This window comes from Metabacillus rhizolycopersici (genome assembly GCF_020075705.1).
Map to the genome: position 1 here is coordinate 86678 of NZ_JAIQUM010000013.1, position 19809 is coordinate 106486.

Consider the following 19809-nt stretch of genomic DNA (forward strand, 5'->3'; position numbering starts at 1 on the left):
ATATGTGAATTGAAGCGAAAAATCTAATCGTATGATTGGATAAAAAATATATACCTTCCTAGTTTAACATATTTAGATGATTTGAAAAGGGATACCACTAACTTACAATGGGATGGATTGATTTGGTCTTTTCGAATACAATGGAGAAAAAGAATAGTGAGGTGTCAAAATTGAAGCCAGTTGAAATTTGTGTCTACGGAGCGGAAGTACTTTGTGCAAGCTGTGTTAATATGCCATCAGCGAAGGAAACTTATGAATGGCTTGATGCTGCATTAAAAAGAAAATATCAAGATCAGCCCTTTGAAATAACCTACATCGATATAAACGAGCCACCAAATGAACGAGAAAAGCAGAAAATGGCTGAAAAGATCATGAACGATGAATATTTCTATCCGCTTGTTGTTATTGAGGGGACAGTTGTTGGCGAAGGAAATCCGCGGTTAAAAAGAGTTTATGAAGAAATGGAACAACATGGGTATGTGAGTGTGTAAAGTTTTTTCAATTGATTAGTAGGACTGATTTACGAAAAAGAAAAAAGCTGATAGTAAAGTATCAGCTTTTTTATAATATTAGAATTTATAAGTTTAGGCTTCAAAAATTGTCCAGCGTAAGCGTCCTAGCCCTCTTGGGTCTACAGCCACTCAGGAATAGAAGGCAAAGAACGCCTTCTATTCCTGAGTGGCTTATTTGCCCGAGGCTGAACAAGGCGCTTGAGCCTTTTTATCCATTGTGATATTTATAAACCCAAAGTAACCCGGATTTTAGCAAGCGTGGTACTCGCCCGATTAATGGATGGTCATTCACAAGACCAAATCCTTGCTTTTTACCTAATGATCCTAGAACACCTTTAAGTTTAAATGGAGGGAATGAATCAGGTAGTGGTTCCCCATGCCATTTCTTTAGTAATACTTGGACTATTTGTTCCGCTTGTGCTTCTGCTAGCTGAGCGCTAGGTGCATGTGGCAGACTTGCACAATCACCAACCACAAAAGCATCTTCGTAATTTGGAATAAAGTGCTGTGGGGTTAATACAACACGACCTTGACTATCCTTTTCAATTGGAAGCTCACGAACAACCTTATTCGGTTGAATACCAGCGGTCCAAACAATCGCATCGCATTCAAATGGTTGATCATGATTATAGATAAGATTTTGTTCTACTTTCGTGATATTTGCATGATTAATGATTTCAACCCCATGATCAACAAACCATTTTTCAACAAAGTTGCTTAAGCGCTCAGGGAAGCTTGAAAGGATATGCTTACTTCGATCATATAGCTTAATCTTTAAATCCTTTCTACTTTCTCTAAGCTCACTAGCGAGCTCTACACCACTTAAGCCAGCGCCTACAATCGCAACAGTAGCACCGGCATTTAAATTGTTCAACATCTTATATGTATTACGGGCTAGGTCGATTGTTTGAATGCTTGAGGTATATTCGTCTGCACCTGGAACATCGTGGTATTTGTCCTCGCAACCTAAACCAATAATTAATTCATCATATGGAAAAGCCTCTGCATTTACGATCACTTCTTTTTTATCTAGATGGATGGCGCTAACTTCTCCATATTTGATATGAAGCCTGGGGTGCTCAGGAAACGACACACGGATGTGCTGATCGGAAATTGTCCCGGCTGCTAGAGCATAATATTCTGTTTTAAGACAATGATAAGGATTTTTATCAATAAGTGTTAGTTGGATATTTTCTGGCAATTGGTTAGGTAATAGTCTGTGCAGAATACGCATTCCACCATACCCTCCGCCAACAATCACTAGATTCTTCATTTTCGATTCCCCTATTCTCATATTTTGTCTTGTAAGGTAAACAATATAAAACTGAAGCGCTTACTTTCTAAGTGGGCTTTCGCAGTAAAAAGTATCAGGACAAGACAATTATAATTATGGATGATTTATGTACCGTTTACAATCAAATTTCGAATGAAATGAAAAAAGAACAGCTATTTGCCAAGGTTGCTCTTTGTAAAAAGATCAGAAAGTATAAATTTTTTGACTTAGTTTTCGTGTCCAGATCCAGCGACGTATGAACTTTACCCTCCTTATACGCTAAGGCAACATCGAATCGCATTCGCTCTTCGTATTTCCTTTATCTCATACGGAGTGCTCCAGTTCATACGTCGCTGAACGGGCGCTTGCGCTTTTCTTAATAAGTAAGTAAACGACTATGAGGGAAAGAAGGAGGCGTAGTTGTCTGGATAGGGAAAATAACTACTGATAGAAGTCTTGTTTCATTAACCTGATTTTGTCGCTCTCATTTCTGCCCAACGATCTTTAGCCATTTCAACAATACCTTTTTCAATTGATTCCTTTTGCATCTGAATCACATGGGAGAAATAACGAGTAGCCTGTTCATTTTTTCCGAGTCTACGACTAATGTCACCAATGAGGTAAAGCAGTTTTATCTCTGTTAAATGCGTATGGACAAAATCACCATTCATATAAGAGTCACTATATTCATTCAGTGCTAATCGTAAAAAACGAGTTTCTTCTTTAACATTCATCTTTTCTGTTCGATAAATCCATGACAAACGTAAATAAAGACCAGATAGCGTGATATGCCTTTCCTTTTTCAGCGTTGCACAATAGATCGCTAATTTATATGTATTTATTGCCTGCTCTACAGTGCGTTCATGGCAGTAATTAGCTCCATTCCAATTCGTACAAACTTTTTCCTGTATCGTTTCGAACGAGGTAGGTGGGAAAAAGGTAGAAAACTCGTCTGAAGAAGAATAACCACAACCAGGGCAGACATGTACATAGTAGAGGAGTGGATTTATTTTTGTTGATGTATAATAGGAACAAAAATCAGTATCATGTTTAGTAGCTCTGATGTATTTAGTTAAAATCTTCTTTGTAGTATACGTTTCCTGACACATTTGGCAATAAACCATTTTATTATATAAATATTCTAGTTCTTTAATCATAATAATCATTCCAAATCTACTAATTTAGATGTGTTCTAATTTGAACCTTACGTAAATTATACCAAAAAATAAGTAAAAAAGACTATTATTTTATGGGTAAAATGGTAGTGAAAATAAAAGCCTCCTACATAGTAGGAAACTTTTACTTTTATAAAACGGGGGATATTAATATTGTGTTCAGAATTCTAACATTTTATACTTATAAAAACTAAATTTTTTGGAGGACAACATGAATTCTTTTCAATTCACAAAAATGCACGGATTAGGCAATAACTATATTTATGTCAATCTTTTTGAGGAGCACCTACAAGAAGATAAACTACCTGAAATTGCGAGACAAGTATCGAATATTTATACTGGTATTGGTTCTGATGGATTAATTTTAATTTGTCCTTCAGATAAGGCAGCTGTAAAAATGAGAATCTTTAATAACGACGGCTCTGAAGGGAAAAATTGCGGAAACGGCTTACGTTGTGTTGCAAAATATGCTGTTGAGCATAAATTAGTAACAGATACAACATTTAAGATTGAAACTTTATCAGGACTTGTTGAAGCTAGAGTGCATCTTGAGAATGATAAGGTAAAATTAATTACAGTGGATATGGGAGAACCTAGATTAGTGAAGTCGGAAATTCCAATGTTGGGCGATCAAACTGAAAAAACGATTAGTGAAAAAATGGAATTTAACGGAGAAACATTTGAGGTTACAACTGTGTCGATGGGGAATCCACATATCATTTTTTATGTAGATGACATCGAACAAGCTCCAGTCACAACATTAGGGCCGATTGTGGAAAAGGATAAACGCTTTCCAGAAGGTGTTAATGTAGAATTTGTCCAAGTCGTTTCTGAGCGCGAGCTGCATTTTAGAGTGTGGGAAAGAGGTTCAGGTGTGACGCAAGCTTGTGGAACAGGTGCTTGTGCAGCGGTTGTTTCTTCTGTACTAAACAATCATACAATAAAAGGAGAATCAACAACTGTCCATTTAGCTGGTGGTGACTTGCAAATTAATTGGACTCAGGAAGGAACTGTATTAATGACAGGACCAGCTGAGGTGATTTGTACAGGAACCTATTTTATCCGGCATTAACGGGCAGTAATCCCCCCGACCATGAACACTCACGCATTTCATTTGAGTGGATGATAACAAAGATGTATACTAAACATATAATCCTTTAAATCTGATTAAGGAGGAATACAAATGACTGATGTTGTCATAATTACAGAAGCAGCTGCTTTTCAAATAAAAGACATGATGAAAGAACAAGAAGAAGAAAACGCCTATCTTCGTGTTGCAGTAAATGGGGGAGGCTGTAGCGGTCTTTCATACGGAATGGGATTTGAACACGAAATTAGTGAAGATGACAATGTTTTAGAACAGCATGGGTTGACGTTCCTTGTAAAAAAGGAAGACGCACCTATTTTAAATGGTACGACGATTGATTATAAGCAATCCCTGATGGGCGGTGGCTTCACCATCGACAATCCGAACGCAATTGCTGCATGTGGCTGTGGTTCATCGTTTAGAACGAAGACGGTGGCAGGTACTCCTGAGGAATGCTAAAACAAATTTCTTTCTTATGAAAACAAAAACGACTGATTGAGATCAGTCGTTTTTGTTTTGGAATAGGATTTTTTAACTAAACAAACTAGTACTATGCAATGGTTGAACGCGTGCTTTTGGATCCATATAAGCTTTCGCGTTATTTACAGCTGTTGGTGCTTCTCCAAATCCACTTGCGATAAGTTTTACTTTACCTTCGTATGTGCAAATATCACCAGCTGCATAAATTCCTTCAATATTTGTTTCCATTTTCGAATTGACACGAATCGAATTTTTCTCGATTTCTAGACCCCAATTTTTAATTGGACCTAGAGAAGAAACAAATCCATAGTTGACGATCAAGTCATCAATATCAAGGACCTCTTTGCGTTCTCCCTTGACTTCCTCTAATACGATCTGTTCAATATTGTCTTCACCAATTAAATCAGTTGGAACAAATGGTGTGACAACATTTACTTTTGAATTTTTTAATAGTTCGACACTGTGTTCATGCGCTCTAAATTTATCACGGCGATGAATTAGACTTACACTTTCTGCGATTGGTTCAAGCATAAGTGCCCAGTCTACTGCAGAATCTCCTCCACCACAAAGTGCAACACGTTTCCCGGCAAACTTGTTTAAATCATCTACGAAGTAATGTAAGTTTTTGTTTTCATATTTTACTGCTGTGTCAAGCTCCAGCTTACGAGGTTGGAATGCCCCGTTTCCAGCTGTAATAATGATTGTCTTTGTATAGTGTATTTCACTATTTGTTGTCAGCTTAAAGACACCATCAGCTTGTTTTTCAACTTGTTCAACAGCTTGTTCTAATGCAATTGTTGGTGAAAATTGCTCCATTTGTTGTTTTAGATTATTAATAAGTTCCTGTGCTCTCACTTTTGGGAACCCAGCAACATCATATATGTATTTTTCAGGATATAAGGCAGAAAGCTGTCCACCAAGTTGTGGAAGACTTTCAATGATTTTGACGCTTGCTTGTCTCATTCCACCGTAAAAGGCAGTAAATAAACCGACAGGCCCCCCACCGATGATGGTTATATCGTAAATCGTAGTATCTTCATTCATTTGTAATCCTCCTTGATGTATGTACAAAAGCTATGTAGAAATATTACCACAAGTGCCCCGAAAAGTTCATATACTTCTTTCGGAAATCTCTCAAAATTAAGATTGTTTTAGAAACTTTCGTTATATATTAAAGCTATGAAGCATAATAATAAAGAAATAGAGTGGATTTTATCCCACATAATTTGACTGTCACACATTCATTATTTAAAGGTTTTAATGTGGAAATTTCTTGAAATACTAATGATAAGTGGCTAAAATTGAAAGTGAGTCTAATGATATTATTGGACCGCACTCAAATACTATATGTATAGATATGTTAGTGAATGATTTCACAATATTTTATAGAAAAGGTGGATGGAATTCCGTGAGAAAGCCAAAGATTGTCGTTTTAGGTGCTGGATATGGTGGATTAATTACCGTAACTCGCTTGCAAAAACAACTTGGAGTTGATGAAGCGGAAATTACACTTGTCAATAAAAACGATTATCACTACGAAACAACCTGGCTTCATGAAGCATCTGCGGGAACATTACATCATGATCGAGCACGTTATCAAATTAAGGATATCATTGGAAATACCCCTGTTAATTTCATAAAAGACACTGTTATTTCAATAAATAAAGAAACAAAAAAAGTAGTGCTAAAAAGAAGTGAATTAACGTATGATTATTTAGTTATTTCATTAGGTGCACATCCTGAAACATTTGGTATTAAAGGTTTAAAGGAATACGCATTTGGCATTACAAGCATTGATTCTGCACGTCATCTACGTGAGCATATTGAGTATCAATTTGCCATTTATAATACGGAAACACAGAAAAAAGCTGAGCGCTTAACAATTGTTGTCGGTGGAGCTGGATTTACGGGAATTGAATTTTTGGGAGAGCTAGGAAATCGTGTTCCGGAGCTATGCAAAGAGTACGATATTGACTTCAAAAATGTACGTCTGATCTGTGTTGAAGCAGCACCCACTGCATTGCCAGGATTTGATCCTGAATTAGTTAATTATGCAGTGAATTATTTACAAAACAAAGGTGTAGAATTTAAAATTGGTACAGCTATTAAGGAATGCATCATAGATGGGATTATTGTAACGAAAGACAACCAAACGGAAACCATTAAAGCAGGTACAGTTGTATGGGCTGCGGGTGTTCGCGGTCATAGTGTTGTTGAAGAAGCAGGATTTGAAAACATGCGTGGACGTGTGAAGGTAGATAGGTTTTTACGTGCTCCAGGTCATGAAGATGTATACGTTATCGGTGACTGCTCATTGGTTATTAATGAAGAAATAAATCGGCCGTTTCCTCCAACGGCTCAAATAGCAATGCAGCAGGGAGAAGTCTGTGCAAATAACGTTGCAGTTGCGATTCAAAAGCGTGGTAGGATGATGACCTTCAAACCTGAAATTAAGGGCTCTGTAGCTTCCTTAGGTGAAAGTGATGCAGTTGGAGTAGTATACGGAAAAAAACTAGTTGGTTCTAGAGCATCCTTCATGAAAAAGGTGATTGACAACCGTGCTTTATACATGATTGGTGGACCTTCATTAGTATTAAAAAAAGGCAAGTTTAAATTTTTGTGATGCAATCAAAAAATGAACTACGTTTCATTAACTAATAGTGGGTGATGAAAAGCACACCCACTATTAGGAGTCTAATTTTATGTAATCGCTTTCTGTTGAACGATTGTGAAATCATTCTATTTCTTAGTAAATCATAACTAGCACCTTAATGAAAAATGACTTATTTTCGAAGGAGAGACATGGATGAACAAAACAAAGGTTGAGTTGAAAGAATGTCCTTATTGCTTTGGAAGGGGTTATTTCCAATTAATACTTGGCGGTTCTGAAACATGTAATAGTTGCAAGGGGACCGGTGAGAAATCATAAAACCGTACTTCGGGCTGTGAATTTTACGGTTCATTATAAGGATGAGATAAAACGTTTAAAGGCTTATGGATTGACTGTCTATCACTAGTTAAGTACACTTAAATTGGTGTACTGGAGGTGATAGAAATGTTAAGCTTGCCGGTTTTATTAATATCAATGCTTTTATTTTTAGTTTTATTTTTTGGAATAGGATTTTTATTAAATATGCTTTTACGCATGTCCTGGGTGATGGCAATTGTTTATCCTATTGTTTGTATTTTTATTATAGATAATGTGAGGTTTATCGAATATTTCCAACGTCCACTCGATTCATTTTCTGCGTTAGGGAGTAAAATTGTTTCATTAGCACTTGCGGATATTTTAATTCTAGCATGTGGACTTATTGGCGCCATTCTATCAGGAATCATCATTAAAATGCTTCGAAAAAGAGGCTATCAAATGTTTTAATTATCGACTTTAATGAAAGTCTGTCATCGTAATCAATCGTGACAGGCTTTTTTTGTTGCTTAGGAATTTATAAAATTCTTGTACTGTGGATAAGCGCACGACATTCAGCGAAAGCGGCAAGCCCCTCTTGGGTCTACAGGCGCTTTTGAATTGAAGGTAAAAAACACTTTCTATTCAAAAGCGTCTTATTTACTCGAGGCTGATCAAGGTGCTTGCACTTTTGTTCATTTTATTACGATCCCCCATTAAAATCTTTTTATCCAAATGAAATTTTGCAAGGCAAATAAAAGGTTTTTTTGTAATTGTTAAATAATGTATTTTCCCTATTTGCGAATATTCCTGCTTGGAACTGGGAACGAATAGATTTGTGAGGAGAGTGAATAGGGAAAATATGATAAGTATAAAGAGAGTAAGTCGAAGGTTATTGATGACCTTCTTATTTTTTGGTGCATTGACTACGACAATTGAAGTGATAACAGGTGTAGAAGCTAAGGACATATCGAATTGGTACGGTCACAATCATTCAAGTGCAGGTGTGCAGATCGATGATGAAAATAGTAAGGAAGTAGAAAATAGTGCAGATACATTCAAATTTTTAGGTTTAACCTTTAAGGCAATGAATTCTGAAACAGTCATTGAAGCAATGACTTCATCAAGTGTAGAAACAGCTAATCGTAATGTATCTTTAGAGGATGAAATTGGTTTGTCAAAATACCCAACGAAGCAAGTTGTTGCTACAGGCTATACCGCAGGGGTTGAATCAACAGGGAAACAACCAGGAAATCCTAGTTATGGGATTACATATTCAGGCGTAAAAGTGAAGCGAGATTTATATTCAACAGTTGCAGCTGACTTAGATGTATTTCCGCTTGGAACGATCTTGTTTATCCCTGAATATGGATTCGGGGTTGTAGCAGATAAAGGTGGAGCGATAAAAGGTAATAGATTAGATCTCTATTATGAGACAGTGAAAGATGTGTACAACGATTGGGGGAAGAGGCAAGTAGATGTGTATGTCATTAAAATGGGTGACGGTAAACTAACGGAAGAACAATTAAATCGTTTGAATGAAGACGAATCGATGCAGGTCTTTAGGCAAAAGTATATTAAAAATAAAACAAAAAGCTAATGAACGATTTCTATGTGTTCGTACAAGTAAATTGAAAATAATAAACCAAACGGGGTGATAAATTATAATTGATTTATCACCCCGTTTTTTGATTTTGCTTTTGATAAGCCAGGAGTACTTTTTTTCTTTTTGGAATTTTGATACCATTAAAAAGGAACAAGAGTTCGTCTTTTTTGATTCGAGATGCCAAGTTTGATGAAGTTGAATGATTGTTAGCAAAAATAGGAGTTGATGAAATGAAGTATGAATGGCGGAAGAAAGACAAAGAAATATATCTACCTAAAAGCAAACCTACAATGATAGAGGTTCCTAAGACGAAATTCTTTACTTTAAAAGGAAAAGGAAACCCAAATAGTGAAGCGTTTAAGGAGCATATTAAAACGTTATATACACTATCATACACTATTCGAATGATGCCGAAGAAAGGAATAACACCAGAAGGGTACTTTGAATATACGGTATTCCCATTAGAAGGAGTATGGGATTTAGATGAAGAAGGCAGGCGATTGGAAAATTTGGATAAAGACAGGTTAGTGTATAAGCTAATGATTCGACAACCTGATTTTGTAACAGATGAATTATTTTGGCAAGCGAAGAGCACAGCAGCAAAAAAAGTAGCGGAAGATCATTTAAATGCTGTTCAATTAGAGAAAATAGAAGAAGGACTTTGCGTTCAATGTATGCATGTAGGAAGTTACGACAGTGAGCCAAAAACTTTTTCATTAATGGATGAGTTTTGCGATGAAAACAACTTGATTCGAATCGACAAAAGGCATCGGGAAATCTACTTAAATGACGCAAGGAAGACACCTTCTGAAAAATTAAAAACCGTTTTACGTTATAAAGTCTTGGATCGAGAATAATTCTTAGGAGTAAATCCTACGTGCACAACAGATGGTTGAGTCTGATAAAAGTCAACAGCTAATGTATACTAAAAAACACTTGGATTCATGTGATTATCCAAGTGTTTTTGTTTTAGGACAATTCATTCGCACTAGGTGGTGAAAATGAATCTGGATGTAAAAGGTATGCTAGTTTTTGTAAGCCGAAGAGCAGACGTGGTGAAGGTCTGCAGAATAGTGATTCTTCTAGCAGGTGAATATGACCGTTTTGCACAGCTTGTAAGTCAGATGCATCCTTTCTTTTCAAAACATGATCACGCTTCATTCTTGATTGCTTTACACCAACCCAGGATAAGCAAATATGCTCTGGATTTCTACGGTGCACATCTTCCCAAGTTGTTTGCACACTAGCAAGTTCAACATCATCAAAAATATTTTTAGCACCTGCTAATTGACTAAGTTCTGTTAGCCAGTTGGTTTGACCTGGCGTAAAAATAGGGTTTGGCCACCATTCAAAGTAGACTGTTTTAGGTTGTTTGATCGTAGCTGCAATTGCTCGGTACTTATCAAGGAAGTTTAAATAGTTTTCGATTGCGAGTGCCGCTTCTTTTTCTTTTCCAGTTGCCTTTCCTAATGTATCTAGATTTTCAGCGATATCTTGAAAAGACTGTGGATTAAACACAATGTGAGGAATGTTACGGTCTTTTAATTCTTGAATATTTTTCTCCATCCCAGGAACACTTAGAGATGCGAGCACTAAGTCTGGTTCGTATGTTTCAAGAAGATTCATATTGATAGAAAGATCAGGTCCAAGCCGCGGAAGATGAGAGAGATCATCCGGCCAATTAGAAAAATCATCAAGTGCTACTAGGTAATCTTTTAATCCTAGGTATACGACAAGTTCAGTATTGCTAGGACATATTGAAATAAGTTTCATTTTTTACCCTAACCTCCTAGAATACAAAAATGTAGTAAATAAAAAGTGAAAGCAGAATACCAGATAAACCTCCGAAGAAAACTTCAATTGGCTGATGTCCGAGAAGTTCCTTCAATTTCTTTTGTTTATCATGTTCAGCTTTCTGTGGCCAAACCTTTGCTTCTTCAACAAATCGATTAAAGTCAAGTACAAGCTGATTTAATACAGTTGCCTGTTCCCCTGCATGCCGTCTTACCCCTGTGGCATCAAACATGGTGATAATTGCAAAAATAGCTGAAATCGCAAAAAGTGAGGAGTTAAGTCCATGTTCAAGTGCCACACTGGTTGAAAGGGCGGTTACTGCTGCTGAATGAGAACTAGGCATTCCACCTGTACTTGTTACAAGCGACCAATTCCATTCTCTAGTAGCAATAAATTGAATCGGTACTTTAACAAATTGTGCAAAAAATATGGCAATTAATGAGGAAAGTAACGGAATATTTAAAAGTAAATCCAAAGTGTAAACCCCTTTCAACTATGTAGGTTGGTGCAAAAAGTTCCATTTTATTTAAAATATGGAATGGTTTTGATACAATCAAAAGGTCATACATTTTCGTTGACCCTAAAGTCGATGTATAAAGTAATTTGGCTATGTGAAAAGTTTTTTTCATTATAGCATATTTTTACAATGACCTTTTGTATCAAGCCTCGTGTTTTTTATAGGCTAAGTATAAATTTTTGACTTAGTTTTCGTGTCCAGCGCAAGCGCCTAGCCCCTCTTGGGTCTACAGTCACTTTTGAATTGAAGGCAAAGTACGCCTTCTATTCAAAAGCGTCTTATTTGCCCGAAGCTGATCAAGGCGCTTGCGCTTTTCTTATGTAACTGGAATCTTCATTTTTGCGTTTATCCTCGAAGTATAGAAAGTGTTCGAGAAGAGATTAGCCTAACTTTTTGTGAAGATAGGTCGCGTAGGTATCAACTATATTATGGAGGTGTCGCTTTTGTTTATGGTACATAATCAATTAGAGTTAACTGATAAACATGAACTACTTGTGATTGGATTATATCAACAAAATGGTAAACTATCAGGACTTGCAGCAGAAGTAGATCAACAATTAGATGGGCAAATTACAGAATTAATCAAGAGTGGAGACCTGGCTGCAAGACAGAACTCGATTACGAAAATACATACCCTCGGTAGACTTGCAATCAAACGATTATTCTTTGTTGGATTAGGAAAAGAAAAAGAATTTGATTTTGATTCGGCAAGATTAGCGTTTGGAAAGTTGTTTAAGACAATTCAAGAGGCAAAGTTACAGGATGTCACGATTGCGATAGATACGTTCGTTACAGAAGGTTTTGACCAAGGTGAAGCTGCACATGCGTTAGCAGAGGCATTTGCTTTATCTACATATAAAATAATTGATTACAAACAAAAATCAAATGAGCCTGAAAAGAATATAGAATCGATTCGAGTTATCTCACTTACAGACGAGGTTAGTGCCATTAAATCAGGGCTAGAAGTAGGCTATGCTTTTGGTAAAGGGACTAACAGCGCAAGAACGTTAACGAATATGCCACCAAATTTGTTAACAGCGTCAGAGCTTGCTTCATACGCAATCGATTTAGCAAACAAATATCAATTTGAATACGAAATACTTGAAAAAGATGAGATGGAGCGGCTTGGAATGGGGGCATTACTTGCCGTGAACAAAGGATCTGATGAGCCGCCGAAAATGATCGTCTTAAAATATCAAGGGTTAGAAGAGTGGACTGATGTCATCGGTTTAATTGGCAAAGGGATTACCTATGATACTGGCGGTTATTCCATTAAACCGAAAGATGGAATTGTCGGCATGAAAACTGATATGGGCGGAGCAGCAGCAGTGCTGGGAGCTATGGAAATCATTGGGGAAATCAAACCAGAGCAAAACGTGGTTGCTGTCATTCCATCAACAGATAACATGATTAGTGGCGGAGCATTTAAGCCTGATGATGTTATTGTATCTCTTAGTGGGAAAACAATTGAGGTATTAAATACTGATGCAGAGGGCCGATTAGCACTTGCTGATGGTATGACGTATGCGAAACATCATGGTGCAAATTATTTAGTCGATGTCGCCACTCTAACTGGTGGAGTGATTGTTGCGTTAGGAACTGAAACAACAGGGGCGATGACAAATAATGAAGAACTGTTTGAGCAAGTGCTGCAAGCATCTCATGAATGTGAAGAACCAATTTGGCGCCTACCGATAACCGAAAAAGATAAAAAACGTGTTCGTAATAGCCAAATGGCGGACCTAAATAATTCACCTGGCCGTGAAGGACATGCGATTATGGCAGGAACATTTATCGGGGAATTTGCGGAGGGGACACCATGGGTCCATCTAGATATAGCAGGTACCGCTACAACATCAAAGGAAAGTGATCTTGGCCCAACAGGTGCAACTGGAGTCATGGCCCGAACATTAGCTACGTTTGTAGAACGATTTGAAGCAAGTAAATAATGCTTTAGAAAAGAGTAGCGACTAAGCTTGAATTAAAGGGAATTTAAGTTGTCATAAGGAAAGGATGAGTAATCTATTGATTACTCATCCTTTCCATTTTGTGGTACTTTATGATTTATCTTTCATTCTCATGAGTAGCTTCGCTTTATTCCAATATTATATGGGCTCTATCAGACTTGGATACTTCTCTACTATTTATTGCTCACACATTTCTCTTTTTCAGACTTTTATGGGCAAAAAGAGGATCTTTACTAGTGAAAAATAGTAAAAAGATATGATTACGATAAAATCCGACAATCCTTTCTCTTGTCCTTGTTCATTTATCCGTTGTATCATTAAAATATCCTATTTTTAGGAGGGGATTTCTATGACCTGGATAAAAGAAAACAAGTTATTTTTTACAAGCATCATCGTCTTTGCAGTCTTTTTAGTGTTTCTAGCAGTCTTATTTGTAGACATGATTGATAAGAAAGCGGTTTCTTCTGAGCCGGTTGTGGCAAAAGAAGCTGCAACAACTACCGAGTCACAAAATTTGGAGAAAAAGGAAAAAACGGAAAAAACGGAAAAAACGGAAAAAACGGAAGAGCAGGAACCAGCGGTAAGTACCCCGACTGAAAATCCCTTTGGTGGTCAATTCACAACCTTGACAGAGGAGGAGATTTTAAACTTTATGCATGGTATGTCACACCAAAAGGTTATAGCGGAAGAAAAGTGGATCTATTATGAAATGACTAACGAGCGCATTCAATTTTTATTACATGTGGTTAAAAATGGAAACTATGAAAATAGCGATGACTATTTAGATATCCTGAATCGCTGGGCTAAAGAGGACTTCTCGGACGCGGATAAAGACCATAATAGAATATGGAATTTGCAAGGAGGAACTGTTGGTAAGGCGACGGGAGTTATGAGCCCGAAAGAGGAGCAGGAGTATTTAGATAAGTATAAGGGAAGTATAAAATGAAGAAGACAGCTTACTGCTGCTTCTTCATTTTTTCATATGCAGGTTAAGGCGCTTTCGTATTTTTTATAATATCAGAATTTATAAGTTTAGGCTTCGAGAATTGTCCAGCTCCAGGCTTATCGGCTCGAGGTCACAAGCCAATCCGACCAAAAAGGTTAAAGAACAACCTTTCCGGCCGGATTGGCTTGTGCTTGTCGCCGATAAGCGGGCGCCTTGCGCTTTTGTTCTTGTTTAGGAAACTATAAAATTCTTGAACTGTGGATAAGCGCACGACATCCAGCTCCAGCGCCTAGCCCCTCGGGGGCATAAGCCACTTTTGAATTGAAGGTAAAAAACACCTTCTATTCAAAAGCGTCTTATGCCTGTCGGGTCTGATCAAGGCGCTTGCGCTTTTGTTCTTAAGCTACAATTCTATTATTCGTTGCTTTTGTGACAATATGGTAGATACGAGGGGCAATGAAAGCACCGAGAATTGTGAAGACTACATCTTTCAAAAGAAACCATGCCATTACTGTCCAGGCTACTCCATAGGACATTGGGACATTCATCCAGACGTTTAACGCTAGCCACATGTAGGTCGTGCCAATGATATAAATAAGGATAATTCCTAAAAAGGAAGCAGTTAGGAAGGTCGGAAGCTTTTTCGCTTTGCTTAGTTCTACGACTTTTCCGACAGCATAGGCAGTTACAATATAAGATAAAATAAATCCGCCAGTACTTTCAAAAATAACGCCAATTCCACCATTAAACTGTGCAAATACAGGTGCGCCGGCAATACCAATCAATGCATAAATCGTCATCGATAATGCTCCAAGTCTGCTTCCTAAAAGAAGACCTGCTAAAATACAAAAAAATGGCTGCATTGACAAAGGTACATTTGCAATTTGAAGAAATGGAGCCCAAGATGTAATATTAGCACCAATGGCCATTAATGCCGCAAACATTCCAACCAGGGTTATATCATATGCACTTAATTTTCTTTTCATCCTCTTCCCCCCATAAATACGCTTTCTAATTAAAAAGAATAATCGAGGGTTGAATATATGTCAACTTTTTTTATAATAAGTTAACAAAAAGAAGGGCGGTTATGATTAATATGTACTTTGGAAAAAAGCGCAAGACGAATTTATCAGATCGAGTGCCACCTAATCAAAATGTTACAACAACATTTCCAGTCTTACACGCCGGAAATGTTCCCTACTATGAAAATATATCTAAATGGAATTTACAAATATATGGTTTGGTTGAACACCCGAAGCTTTACTCGTTAGATGAGATGATGTCGTTGTTTCCTCAAGAAGAACGAACAAATGATATCCACTGTGTGACAGGCTGGTCAAAACTTGATACAAGCTGGCAAGGTGTAAGTACACGGGAACTTGTGAAGGACATAAACATCCATCCGAATGCACGCTATGTGATCTTACACGCAGAGGAGGGCTGGACAACAAATCTCTCAATTGAGGACTTCTTAAAAGAGTCAAGTCTACTCGCATACTCATTTAACAACGAACCTTTAACACCGGAGCATGGGTATCCACTAAGAGGCGTGTTTCCACATCTGTATTTTTGGAAAAGTGCAAAATGGTTACGTGGCATTCAATTTACTGAACATAATCATCCTGGCTTCTGGGAACGAAATGGCTATCATATGGAGGGGGACCCTTGGAAAGAAGAGCGATTTAGTTTTGATTAATTAAACAAAAGGGACACTGGCTCATAACTGTATCTAACATATGAATCAGGTCCCTTTATATCCTCATGAATGTGAGGGGAAAACAAACGCCATTATTAACGTGAAATCGATCGCATAAGTGAATGTAAATCCTCTTCTGTATTCATATTTCTTTCGTTAATCAATTTTATTGCATCTTGAATCCCTTCGTTATATAAATAAGGTCCGAGCTTTTCTAAACAAAAGTCAAGAACTGCTTCTGCCGCAATCTCACCGATTTCTTCATCTCTCTCATGATAAAAGAAGGTTCTTATTTCTTCCTTCATGCCATCTCTTGACGCTTTAGGTAGTTTTGTAAGCATATTTGTCCCTCCAATTTCGTTTTCATATTCATAACGATAACAAAAAAAATCAGAAGATAAAACAATCTTCATCTATTTTTAGTCATGACGATCTTTTCGAAAATAACGTATTTCTTGCATTCTAATGAAAGCTGTGCTAAAAATGCTTTGAATCAAAGGGAGGAAATAATATGAACTATTATATAATAACAGGCGCATCCCGTGGATTAGGGGAAGCGATTGTCAAAGAATTGTTCGACATAAATAATGTTATCTATTATGTATCTAGAACGAATAATCTAGCTTTGGAGGAACTTGCTGCAAGTAAACATACACCACTTTACTTTGAAGAATGTGATCTTTCAGAAGTTCATCAATTAGGAAACGTCATGAAAAAGTTATTTTTAAAGATAGACCTTAAGCAGGCAAATAAGATTACATTGATTAACAATGCAGGAATGGTTGATCCGATTAAAAACGTAGGTAACGCAGATGCTGAAGACATCATCGCAAATGTTCATGTGAATTTACTTGCACCGGTGCTTCTTAGTGATTATTTTATAAAGGAAACAAAAGAATTTACGGGTCAAACTGTCATTGTAAATATTACGTCTGGTGCTGCAAACCGACCTACAGCTGGATGGAGTTTATATGGAAGTACAAAGGCTGGAGTAAATATGTTTACGAAAACAATAGGTCTTGAACAAGAAGAACATGAGAATAAAGTAATGGCTATTGCATTTTCACCTGGTATTATGGACACGGACATGCAAAGTACAATTCGTACTGCAGGTAAAGAAGATTTTTCCTCGATAGATCAGTTTAAAGAATATCATGAAAAGGGCCTATTGAGAGCACCAGAATTTGTTGCAAAAGTACTAGTCGATCTTTTGGCAACTCCTTTAGAAAATGGACGAATATACGATATAAAAGAATGGATCTAGACGATAGCCATGTGTTTTTTATTGACTACAGTTCATTTTGCGAGATAGATGGTATAATAGAATAGAAAACTTAAAAAAAGATTCGCAAAAATTGTTAACTGATGCAATAATATTTATATAAAGAAAATGGGTACGAAATGACTAGAAAAATTTAACCTTTACTTACTGGTTGTAATGATTTTACCTCTATGCTTTTTGTGCATCAGAGAAGTAAATATGGGAGATAACTGCTAGTGAAAGAAAGGGTAAGTCTCACTTTAATGTTGTTAACACCTATTTCAATCTTGGACGAATTAAGTTTCAATAAAGGAAGAACAAGTTTGTTTTGTTCGCACGGCAGAATTTTAGCTCAAATTTGTCTAGTTCTTTATATAAAAACGTCTAATACATAGTATACAGTTAGAGGTGACTGAGATTAATCGGAAAAAACAAAAAAAGTTTACAGTCATCATTACCATGACAATTTTAATAATCATTTTACTTTCTTCATTAAACTTATATGCGACCTATTATAATACTCGTAAAACAATCGAATTAACGATTGCGAATCAAGGAATGTTAACAGCACAAACTGTGTTAAATCATTTCGATGTACATATCTTTGAAGAATATCTGAAAGACGAAGGATCATCACAAAAGCTTCAGATGCTTGATTATGAACTAAGTGACGCGAAAAATTATTCAGATGCTAAATATGCTTATATTCTTAAGGCTAATGAAGAAAATCAACTACAATTAATAGTAGATGGTTTACGACCGGAAGATTCGGGGGAAAACAACGGCGATTGCTGCATCCTTTCTAATGAACTTAAGAAAGTTTTTGTGGAAAATAAGCCATTTTTTACTAGAATTGAAAATAATTCTAGTGGAACGAACGTTACAGCAGGTGTACCTATTGTAGGAAGTAATAAGGAAATTATTGGTTCGCTAGTCGTTAATGAAAGTGTTGCAACAGTCGATAAAATAACAGATGAGGTGATGAAAAGTAGTATTCCCTTTTTTGTCTTTAGTGGATTGTTTGTCCTTTTTTCATTCGGCATTTTCTTACTCTTTCAGCTTTGGTTACGTAGAGATGTCAAAGTAGAAGTAGGAGAAACGGAAGAAACCTATCAAGTTGAATTTCATTCTATGCTTCAGACAATGAGATCGATTCGTCACGATTTTATTAATCATATCCAAGTGATTCAGGGTTTGTTAAAAATCGGAAGAGAAGACAGGGCTGTTGAGTATGTGAATTCATTAACGAATGAAGTAGAATCAATCGAGTTACCGATAAAGGTAAAGAATCCAGCACTGTTAATATTATTACAGTCTAAGTGGGTGCGGGCTCAGAATGATAAGGTGGATATGCATTTACTCGTAGACGATCACCACTTTCAAAAAATAAAATCTATTGATTTAATAAAGATATTATCTAATTTAATAGATAATGCTTTCGATGCTACATTGTTACTACTTGAATCAGAACGATTTATTAATATTGAAGTTAAATTTACTCAGACGATGTATTTGTTTAAGGTAGAAAATATTGGTCCAACAATCCCAGAAGAATTGAAGGATAAAATATTTAATGTAGGTTTCTCAACTAAAGAAGAACGACGTGGAGTACCTAGAGGCGATGGGCTAAGTATTGTAAAAGAAGTAGTAAACAGGTATAGGGGAGAGATTGACGTTCAATCGAACAAAAATTCAACAACCTTCATAGTGAAAATCCCAGTTAAATCTTAAAGAGGGCTATCAATTTGGTAGCTTCTTTTTGCGTGGATGAAAATACTCTAATAATGTAGTTTTAATGCTTGTTTACGGAGGGGAAACTATCCCGATAGGCTTTAGGTTTGTCAAGTGTTCGCGCCTTTCTTAGAAAAAAACCTAATATATTGGAAGGTTTTGGAGAAAGTAATTGTGAAGGAGTGATAATCATGAAAATACGAAACGGAATGCTTGCGCTGATGTTGATCACGCTCACGATTCCAACTATAACGGCAGCGGAAGAGAATCCTACAGTAGAAGAGCAACAAAAGCCGGGTATGGATTGGATGGAGAAAAGAGAGGAAAGACAAAAGGAAATCCTCCAAATGGTTGAAAAATATTCACCTGAAACGCTTGACGAATGGAAGGAAGCCATTGCGACAAGAAACGCTTTATTATCAAAAGTGGATAAAGATGAATGGCAAAGACATCATAAACACTTGGACGAAAAGCAATGGAAAAAAATCAAACAGAAAAAGCATGAAGAAATGAGAGAGTTGAAAGCTGCGGCAGAAAATGGGGACGAAGAAAAAGTTGATAAATTGTTAAACAATATGTTAACAAGATTAAAAGAGCGAAATCAAAAACTTCAGGAAAAAACCTCATAAAGAGACATCCGACATTGGAGGATTAACTACTTTGCATCTAGAGCTAGTAGTTTTACTGCCAGTTAAGAATGGGACAAAAAGAGACAAATACGTATTTGTCTCTTTTTCATACTGTTGAAAAACAAAATTGTCTATGGACAAAATGCGAAAATCTCGATAAAATCCCTCGTAAATCAAATGAAAACGAGGGATTTTTGTATGTATTTCACCTATTCAAATGTAGAGATTGA

21 protein-coding genes are annotated in these 19809 nt (G+C 36.6%); 14 read left to right on the forward strand and 7 right to left on the reverse strand.

Annotation, left to right across the window (positions count from 1 at the left end; all coding sequences use genetic code 11):
- Positions 1-140 precede the first annotated feature (140 nt).
- A complete protein-coding gene (locus K9V48_RS08625) occupies positions 141-491 on the forward strand; it encodes a YuzD family protein (RefSeq protein ID WP_224138404.1) in 351 nt (116 codons plus the stop codon).
- A 229-nt stretch (positions 492-720) separates the two neighbouring features.
- Here the strand turns inward: K9V48_RS08625 and K9V48_RS08630 are convergent, their stop codons facing one another.
- Together K9V48_RS08630 and K9V48_RS08635 are read right to left on the reverse strand one after the other, a co-directional pair.
- Entirely contained in the window at positions 721-1785 is a 1065-nt protein-coding gene (locus K9V48_RS08630; protein WP_224138361.1) for an NAD(P)/FAD-dependent oxidoreductase, read from the reverse strand.
- A 464-nt stretch (positions 1786-2249) separates the two neighbouring features.
- Positions 2250-2942 (reverse strand): DUF2225 domain-containing protein, encoded by a 693-nt coding sequence (locus K9V48_RS08635; RefSeq protein ID WP_224138363.1) that lies wholly within the window; start codon positions 2940-2942, stop codon positions 2250-2252.
- A gap of 229 nt (positions 2943-3171) precedes the next feature.
- Here K9V48_RS08635 and dapF point away from each other — a divergent pair, with 229 nt between their 5' ends.
- Positions 3172-4032, forward strand: coding sequence for a diaminopimelate epimerase (dapF, locus tag K9V48_RS08640; protein WP_224138364.1), 861 nt, complete (start codon positions 3172-3174; stop codon positions 4030-4032).
- 111 nt (positions 4033-4143) lie between these two features.
- Positions 4144-4506 (forward strand): HesB/IscA family protein, encoded by a 363-nt coding sequence (locus K9V48_RS08645; protein WP_111616765.1) that lies wholly within the window; start codon positions 4144-4146, stop codon positions 4504-4506.
- A 72-nt stretch (positions 4507-4578) separates the two neighbouring features.
- Here the strand turns inward: K9V48_RS08645 and yumC are convergent, their stop codons facing one another.
- Positions 4579-5571: a ferredoxin--NADP reductase 2 gene (yumC, locus tag K9V48_RS08650; protein ID WP_224138366.1), complete on the reverse strand. Its 993-nt coding sequence runs from the start codon at positions 5569-5571 to the stop codon at positions 4579-4581.
- A gap of 364 nt (positions 5572-5935) precedes the next feature.
- Between yumC and K9V48_RS08655 the strand changes: the two genes are divergently transcribed.
- The 5 genes from K9V48_RS08655 (at position 5936) to K9V48_RS08675 (ending at position 9895) form a co-directional block, all read left to right on the forward strand.
- Complete coding sequence (locus tag K9V48_RS08655; RefSeq protein WP_224138367.1) at positions 5936-7150, forward strand: NAD(P)/FAD-dependent oxidoreductase; 1215 nt, start codon at positions 5936-5938, stop codon at positions 7148-7150.
- A 183-nt stretch (positions 7151-7333) separates the two neighbouring features.
- On the forward strand, positions 7334-7456 hold the full coding sequence (locus tag K9V48_RS08660) for a YuiA family protein (RefSeq protein WP_224138368.1): 123 nt from the start codon (positions 7334-7336) through the stop codon (positions 7454-7456).
- Positions 7457-7582: 126 nt separating this feature from the next.
- Positions 7583-7903 carry a YuiB family protein gene (locus K9V48_RS08665; RefSeq protein ID WP_224138369.1) on the forward strand — a complete coding sequence of 107 codons (321 nt, stop codon included), beginning with the start codon at positions 7583-7585 and terminating at the stop codon, positions 7901-7903.
- A 391-nt stretch (positions 7904-8294) separates the two neighbouring features.
- On the forward strand, positions 8295-9032 hold the full coding sequence (spsC, locus tag K9V48_RS08670; protein WP_224138370.1) for a stationary phase survival protein SpsC: 738 nt from the start codon (positions 8295-8297) through the stop codon (positions 9030-9032).
- Positions 9033-9268: 236 nt separating this feature from the next.
- The gene (locus K9V48_RS08675; RefSeq protein WP_224138371.1) at positions 9269-9895 is read left to right on the forward strand and encodes a GyrI-like domain-containing protein; all 627 of its coding nucleotides are present in this window, start codon (positions 9269-9271) and stop codon (positions 9893-9895) included.
- A gap of 112 nt (positions 9896-10007) precedes the next feature.
- Here K9V48_RS08675 and K9V48_RS08680 read toward each other — a convergent pair whose 3' ends face one another.
- Both K9V48_RS08680 and K9V48_RS08685 read right to left on the reverse strand, forming a co-directional pair.
- Positions 10008-10811 (reverse strand): cobalamin-binding protein, encoded by an 804-nt coding sequence (locus K9V48_RS08680; protein ID WP_224138372.1) that lies wholly within the window; start codon positions 10809-10811, stop codon positions 10008-10010.
- Positions 10812-10827: 16 nt separating this feature from the next.
- On the reverse strand, positions 10828-11307 hold the full coding sequence (locus tag K9V48_RS08685; protein ID WP_224138373.1) for a divergent PAP2 family protein: 480 nt from the start codon (positions 11305-11307) through the stop codon (positions 10828-10830).
- Positions 11308-11792: 485 nt separating this feature from the next.
- On the opposite strand from K9V48_RS08685, the gene K9V48_RS08690 reads away from it, so the two are divergent.
- Positions 11793-13298, forward strand: a complete 1506-nt coding sequence (locus K9V48_RS08690) for a leucyl aminopeptidase (protein WP_285871451.1) — start codon at positions 11793-11795, stop codon at positions 13296-13298.
- 367 nt (positions 13299-13665) lie between these two features.
- Positions 13666-14262, forward strand: a complete 597-nt coding sequence (locus K9V48_RS08695; protein ID WP_224138375.1) for a DUF6241 domain-containing protein — start codon at positions 13666-13668, stop codon at positions 14260-14262.
- Positions 14263-14660: 398 nt separating this feature from the next.
- On the opposite strand, the gene K9V48_RS08700 is transcribed toward K9V48_RS08695, so the two are convergent.
- A complete protein-coding gene (locus K9V48_RS08700; RefSeq protein ID WP_224138376.1) occupies positions 14661-15248 on the reverse strand; it encodes a biotin transporter BioY in 588 nt (195 codons plus the stop codon).
- 110 nt (positions 15249-15358) lie between these two features.
- On the opposite strand from K9V48_RS08700, the gene K9V48_RS08705 reads away from it, so the two are divergent.
- Positions 15359-15958, forward strand: a complete 600-nt coding sequence (locus tag K9V48_RS08705; RefSeq protein ID WP_224138410.1) for a sulfite oxidase-like oxidoreductase — start codon at positions 15359-15361, stop codon at positions 15956-15958.
- Between the two features lie 95 nt (positions 15959-16053).
- On the opposite strand, the gene K9V48_RS08710 is transcribed toward K9V48_RS08705, so the two are convergent.
- Positions 16054-16299 (reverse strand): DUF2164 domain-containing protein, encoded by a 246-nt coding sequence (locus K9V48_RS08710; RefSeq protein WP_224138378.1) that lies wholly within the window; start codon positions 16297-16299, stop codon positions 16054-16056.
- 170 nt (positions 16300-16469) lie between these two features.
- Between K9V48_RS08710 and K9V48_RS08715 the strand changes: the two genes are divergently transcribed.
- From K9V48_RS08715 to K9V48_RS08725, 3 genes are all read left to right on the forward strand, one after another.
- The gene (locus tag K9V48_RS08715) at positions 16470-17222 is read left to right on the forward strand and encodes a (S)-benzoin forming benzil reductase (protein WP_224138381.1); all 753 of its coding nucleotides are present in this window, start codon (positions 16470-16472) and stop codon (positions 17220-17222) included.
- 405 nt (positions 17223-17627) lie between these two features.
- Positions 17628-18950, forward strand: coding sequence for an ATP-binding protein (locus K9V48_RS29395; RefSeq protein ID WP_224138383.1), 1323 nt, complete (start codon positions 17628-17630; stop codon positions 18948-18950).
- A gap of 191 nt (positions 18951-19141) precedes the next feature.
- Entirely contained in the window at positions 19142-19579 is a 438-nt protein-coding gene (locus tag K9V48_RS08725; protein ID WP_224138384.1) for a hypothetical protein, read from the forward strand.
- The last annotated feature ends 230 nt before the right edge of the window (positions 19580-19809 follow it).

What these genes read in the sequence shown, in the direction of transcription:
- K9V48_RS08625 (WP_224138404.1), top strand. Translation starts at nt 141, where the DNA reads ATGGAGAAAAAGAATAGTGAGGTGTCAAAATTGAAGCCAGTTGAAATT.
- K9V48_RS08630 (WP_224138361.1), bottom strand. Translation starts at nt 1,785, where the DNA reads ATGAAGAATCTAGTGATTGTTGGCGGAGGGTATGGTGGAATGCGTATT.
- K9V48_RS08635 (WP_224138363.1), bottom strand. Translation starts at nt 2,942, where the DNA reads ATGATTAAAGAACTAGAATATTTATATAATAAAATGGTTTATTGCCAA.
- dapF (WP_224138364.1), top strand. Translation starts at nt 3,172, where the DNA reads ATGAATTCTTTTCAATTCACAAAAATGCACGGATTAGGCAATAACTAT.
- K9V48_RS08645 (WP_111616765.1), top strand. Translation starts at nt 4,144, where the DNA reads ATGACTGATGTTGTCATAATTACAGAAGCAGCTGCTTTTCAAATAAAA.
- yumC (WP_224138366.1), bottom strand. Translation starts at nt 5,571, where the DNA reads ATGAATGAAGATACTACGATTTACGATATAACCATCATCGGTGGGGGG.
- K9V48_RS08660 (WP_224138368.1), top strand. Translation starts at nt 7,334, where the DNA reads ATGAACAAAACAAAGGTTGAGTTGAAAGAATGTCCTTATTGCTTTGGA.
- K9V48_RS08665 (WP_224138369.1), top strand. Translation starts at nt 7,583, where the DNA reads ATGTTAAGCTTGCCGGTTTTATTAATATCAATGCTTTTATTTTTAGTT.
- spsC (WP_224138370.1), top strand. Translation starts at nt 8,295, where the DNA reads ATGATAAGTATAAAGAGAGTAAGTCGAAGGTTATTGATGACCTTCTTA.
- K9V48_RS08675 (WP_224138371.1), top strand. Translation starts at nt 9,269, where the DNA reads ATGAAGTATGAATGGCGGAAGAAAGACAAAGAAATATATCTACCTAAA.
- K9V48_RS08680 (WP_224138372.1), bottom strand. Translation starts at nt 10,811, where the DNA reads ATGAAACTTATTTCAATATGTCCTAGCAATACTGAACTTGTCGTATAC.
- K9V48_RS08695 (WP_224138375.1), top strand. Translation starts at nt 13,666, where the DNA reads ATGACCTGGATAAAAGAAAACAAGTTATTTTTTACAAGCATCATCGTC.
- K9V48_RS08700 (WP_224138376.1), bottom strand. Translation starts at nt 15,248, where the DNA reads ATGAAAAGAAAATTAAGTGCATATGATATAACCCTGGTTGGAATGTTT.
- K9V48_RS08705 (WP_224138410.1), top strand. Translation starts at nt 15,359, where the DNA reads ATGTACTTTGGAAAAAAGCGCAAGACGAATTTATCAGATCGAGTGCCA.
- K9V48_RS08710 (WP_224138378.1), bottom strand. Translation starts at nt 16,299, where the DNA reads ATGCTTACAAAACTACCTAAAGCGTCAAGAGATGGCATGAAGGAAGAA.
- K9V48_RS08715 (WP_224138381.1), top strand. Translation starts at nt 16,470, where the DNA reads ATGAACTATTATATAATAACAGGCGCATCCCGTGGATTAGGGGAAGCG.
- K9V48_RS08725 (WP_224138384.1), top strand. Translation starts at nt 19,142, where the DNA reads ATGAAAATACGAAACGGAATGCTTGCGCTGATGTTGATCACGCTCACG.